Origin of the sequence: Novosphingobium sp. B-7, assembly GCF_000410615.1 — a bacterium.
Taxonomy (GTDB): Bacteria; Pseudomonadota; Alphaproteobacteria; order Sphingomonadales; family Sphingomonadaceae; genus Novosphingobium; species Novosphingobium capsulatum.
On the sequence record NZ_KE148382.1, the window covers coordinates 1 to 4,845 of the forward strand.

General features: G+C 66.1%; 4 protein-coding genes. 1 reads left to right on the forward strand and 3 read right to left on the reverse strand.

Annotated elements, in window-relative coordinates; genetic code table 11:
- The coding region (locus H926_RS0116060) for an ArsB/NhaD family transporter (protein WP_022677231.1) at window positions 1-503 on the forward strand (503 nt) is incomplete at its 5' end.
- Between the two features lies 1 nt (window position 504).
- Here H926_RS0116060 and H926_RS0116065 read toward each other — a convergent pair.
- The 3 genes from H926_RS0116065 to H926_RS28095 form a co-directional block, all read right to left on the reverse strand.
- Complete coding sequence (locus H926_RS0116065) at window positions 505-1,503, reverse strand: alpha/beta hydrolase (RefSeq protein ID WP_022677232.1); 999 nt, start codon at window positions 1,501-1,503, stop codon at window positions 505-507.
- 34 nt (window positions 1,504-1,537) lie between these two features.
- Complete coding sequence (locus H926_RS0116070) at window positions 1,538-3,901, reverse strand: TonB-dependent receptor (protein ID WP_022677233.1); 2,364 nt, start codon at window positions 3,899-3,901, stop codon at window positions 1,538-1,540.
- 205 nt (window positions 3,902-4,106) lie between these two features.
- Window positions 4,107-4,845, reverse strand: a 739-nt coding sequence (locus tag H926_RS28095; RefSeq protein WP_043609931.1) for a substrate-binding domain-containing protein, incomplete at its 5' end; no start/stop codon positions are given.

A 4,845-nucleotide genomic window follows, 5' to 3' on the forward strand; every position in this document is an offset into this window, starting at 1 on the left:
TGGCGGGCCTGGCCTGCGCCATCGGCGTATCGCTGTTCGCGCGGCAATCGCCGCTGGGCCTGGCGCGCCACATTTCCTGGGGCGTGCTGCCGCTGGTGGCCGGCCTGTTCGTGGTGGTAGAGGCGGTGGATCGTACCGGCGCGATCGGCGCCCTGGCGCGGATGCTGTCGCAGGCCACGGCCCAGCCGGCAACGACTGCGCTGGCCGCCGGAACGGTGCTGGCGTTTGTCTGCAACATCATGAACAACCTGCCCGCCGGGCTGGTCGCGGCCGGAACAGTGGCCCTGGCACATCCGCCGCGCGTGGTCGTCGATGCCCTGCTGATCGGTGTCGATCTTGGGCCGAACCTGTCGATCACCGGCTCGCTCGCCACGATTCTGTGGCTGCAGGTGATCCGGCGCGAGGGCGAAGACGTGGGCTTTGCCACGTTTTTCAAGCTGGGCCTGATCGCGATGCCGCCCGCCCTCGCCCTCGCGCTGCTGTGCCGGGTATTTCTGGCTTAGCTTAGCCCAGCTGGCGGTCGAGCCAGCTTGCGGCCAGGTTTGTCCACTGCCCGGCCGGCGCATTGGCCGGGCCGGTGCCAAAGCCGTGGCCGCCTTCTTCAAAGAAATGCGCCTCCACCGGGCGGTGGGCGGCCTGCATCGCTTCGATGAACAGCGTGCTGTTCTGCCACGGCACGGCCGGATCATCGAACGAATGCGCCAGCATCACCGGCGGCGTCTGCACGCCGACATGGCGCGCCGGCGATCGCCGCGCGATCAGCGCCGCATCGGGATGATCGCCCAGCAAGCGGCTGCACGACAGCGCGTGAGTATAGGGCGGCTCCATCGCGATGACCGGATAGACCAGCACGCCGCAGGCCGGCCGCGCATCCAGACGGTCGATCGCATCGCCTGGCGCGAACAAGGCCTCGTCATACCCGGTCAGCAGCGAAGCGGCGAGATGGCCACCGGCGGAAAAGCCGATCGCCGCCACCTGCGCCGGATCAAACCCGTGTGTGCCGGCCAAGGCACGGATCTGCCGCATCGCGCGCTGGGCATCGGCCAGCGGCACATCGGCGCGCGGGGTCCAGCCTTCGCCGGGCAGGCGATAGACCAGCACGAACACGGTATAGCCCAGCGCGGTAAACCGCGCGGCCACGTCCACGCCTTCGTTGCGCACCGAAACGAAGGTATAGGCGCCACCCGGAATCACCAGCAGCGCGCGGCCATTGCCGTGTTGCGGGCGGAACACGCGCAGTTCCGGTACAGCCACGTCGGTCACGAACGTGGCCGCCAGATCGGCCGCGCGCCCGGCCGGGTGAAAGATTCCACCTGGCGCCACGCGCCCCTGCCACAGCGGCACGGCCTCTGCCGCCTGCCACGCCGGCGGCAGGGCGCTCGCCCCGATCGGGGTTTGCAACGGCGCGCGCGCATGGCCCGCCGCGGCATCGGCAAACGAACCGGCCATCATGGCGCCCCCCAACAGGCCCAGCATGCCCCGCCGGTTGATTGCATGGTCCATCGCCCTTCCCTTCGCACGTTCGCGCTTTCCAGCGTCAATACTTGAAGCCGATGCGAATGCCATAGGTGCGCGGCGGCGCATAGCTTGCCGTGGTCGAACTCCACACCGGCGTCACGAGCGTGGGAATGCGGCGATCTTCCAGATTGTTGACGAACAGGTTGACATAGGCGTGGCCGCTGGCCTCGTCGAACTGCAGGTTGAGGTCGGTCTTGGTATAGCCATCGATCAGGCCCTGCGCGATGTTCTGCGCCGTGGCATAGCTGTGGGTCTGGTAATAGAAATCCACCGCCGGCGTGATCTTGGCGCCAGAGGCAAATGTGAACGTGTGGCCATAGCTGGCGCGCGCGCTGAACGTCGGGGCATTGGGCAGGCGCTTGCCGGTGTTGTCGGTCGTGGCGGCATTGATTGGCGCATAGCCCAGGAGCGGCGCAAAGATGTTGTACATCGTATCGGCATAGAGCAGCCCATCGGGCGTATTGGCAAAGCTGCGGAACTTGGCGTCCATCAGCGAGATATAGCCCGAGAAGCGATCGGCCGAGGTCGGCCGGAACGTGGTTTCCAGCTCCAGCCCGCGAATGCGCGCCTTGGCGGCATTGGTCGTCACCGCGATCGGCCCCTGCACCGGATCGACGATGATCGTCGAAACCTGCAGGTCGCGATAGTCCATCTGATAGCCCGTCAGACCCACGAACAGGCGGTTGTTGAGCAGGTTGGCGCGCAGGCCCGCTTCATAGTTGGTCACGGTTTCAGGCGCATACTGGCGGAACGCAGCGGGGTTGGTGCTGGCCTGCAGGCCGCCGCCGCGATAGCCGGTCGATACCGAGGCATAGCCGATCACGTCAGGCGTGATGTCGGCATCGAAGCCGATCTTCCAGTTCACCTTGCTGAACTTGGCCTCCGGACGGTTGCTGTCATCGGTATAGGCGAGGGCAAAGGTCGGGCAGGTCGTGGAGCTGATATTGGCGCGCGTCACCGTGTCGCCCTGGCAGACCAGCTGCTGCTCGCGCGAGAACACCTTGTCCCAGGTGGAACGCAGGCCCAGGTTGATGCGCAGGCCCGATACCGGCTTGAGCGTGGCCTGGCCGAACAGCGCCTTGGAACGGCTGCCCGTGCCCGAATAGGTGTTGACCACGTCCACCGCGCTGATCGTGGAAATCTGGTTGCCGGTGCCGGCCACCTTGGCGCCAAAGATGTTGTACACGCTGTTGAACGGTGCCGGCGCGGTGTTGCCGGCGTGCAGCAGGCGCTGTCCCGAGGGCTGCTTGTCTTCCGAGATATAGGCGCCGGCAACCAGCTTGATCGGCCCGCTTTCATAGTTCACGTCAAGTTCGTGCGACCAGGTCTGCATGCGCTGGTTGATGTATTCCTGCGAGAATACGCCGCTGGTTGCGGTCACGCCGTTGTTCTTGAGTTCGGAATAGCCAGCCAGCCAGGTCAGGCTAAGCGCGCCCGATGCGCGCCACACCATCTTCGAGCGCACGTCATAGCTTTTGACCGCCTGGCGATTGTTGGTCACCAGATCGAGGCCGGGATTGACCGCATCGCTCGGCACGATCACGCCCTGGCCAAACGTGCCGGCCTTGAGATCGGCATTGGGATAATAGGTATAGTTGCGCAGATAGACCGCCGGCACGGTGCTGTTGTTTTCGCCATAGGCGCCCGAAACGCGCCAGCTCAACGTCGGGGTGATATCCCACTTGGCAGTGACACGCACGGCCGACAGATCGGTCTTGTCAAAGCGGTCGGTCTTGAACTGCGGGCCATAGCCGTCGTTGATCTGATGGAAGGCGGCAATGCGGATGCCGAACGTATCGGCAATCGGCAGGTCGATCGCGGCCTGGGCGCGGATATCGTTGAAGCGGCCATACTGCACACTGGCGCTGCCGCCCAGGTTGCGCCCCGGATCAGCGGTATTGATGTTGACGACGCCGGCCGTGGCATTGCGGCCATAGACCGTGCCCTGCGGCCCGCGCAGCACTTCGATCGAGGCCACGTCGAACACCGCCATGGTCAGCGCGGCGGAAAACGGATTGTAGATGCCGTCGATCTGCGTGGCGACGGTGGAATAGCCGCTGAAGCCGTTGTTGCTGCCGATGCCGCGAATGGCAAAGCCGTTCTGCGACAGCTTGAGCGAAGGCACCGTGGTGGCCAGCTGTTCGCCGGTGGTCAGCCCTTGGCGATCGAGCAGGCCCTGCGCCACCACGCTGACGGCGATCGGCGCCTTGCTGATGCGCTCGCTGCTCTTTTGCGCGGTGACGACGATTTCGGCCGGTGGCGTATCGGCCACCGCCTCGGGCGAGGCCTGCGGGGCGGCTTCCTGCGCCAAAGCGGTGGTGGGCGCCGTCAGGGCCAAGGCCAGGATGCCGGCCGAGCCGAGCAGGATGGTGCGATGGATCATGTGTCTCTCTCCCTGGTTGGATCGGCGCTGCACCGGCCGGGCCGGCGCGTGGTCGTCCGCGATTCGACGCTACGCCTACGCCATCATTTTCGTTTGCGCAATCGATTGCGCATCGATGCACAAAAATTGCCCTGGCCGCCTTGGCGGGTGTCTCACGCTGTCACGTTGGCTGTCGTCAGGTGGGCTGTCGTCAGGTGGCTTGCGCTCAGGTTGACTGGCGCACCAGCAGGCGCGGCTCGATCCGCACCGAGGCGGCGTCTTCGCCGGCAATGCGCCGCATCAACAGATCGACCATGATCCGCGCCCCTTCGCGCAAGTGCTGGTCGATCGTGGTGAGCGCGGGCACGAGATGCCCGGCGATCGGCAGCCCGTCATAGCCGATCACCTTGATCGTGCCCGGCACGTCACAGCCCATTTCGGCCAGCGCCTTGAGCATGCTGGCGGCCGTCACGTCGGCGCCGGCAACGATGCCATCGGGCATGCTGTCGAGCGCGCCCAGGTGCTTGGCCAGATCGCGATAGGCGGCATCGGGCTCGAAGTGCGAGGGCAGTTCCACCGGCGGCGGCAGGCCGGCAGCGGCCAGCGCGGCGCGCACCCCGGCCAGGCGCTCGCCAAATTCCACCCCCAGCCCCGGCCCGGCAAAGGCCAGCAGGCGGCACCCCCGCGCGATCAGATGTTCGGCCGCCATCTGCCCGCCGCGGAAATTGTCCGATCCCACCGCGCAATGGCGCTGCCCTGGCATCTGCCCGCCCCACACCACCATCGGGCGATAGCGGCGGGCCATGCTTTCGATCACATGGTATTGATCCGATTGGCCGATCACCAGAATGCCATCGACCCGGCCGGTGCCGATATAGCGATCCAGCCAGCGCTCATCATCGGGCAGCACGCGCGAGAGCAGCAGGTCATAGCCATGCTCGACCAGGGCATCGGCGAGGAAGCCG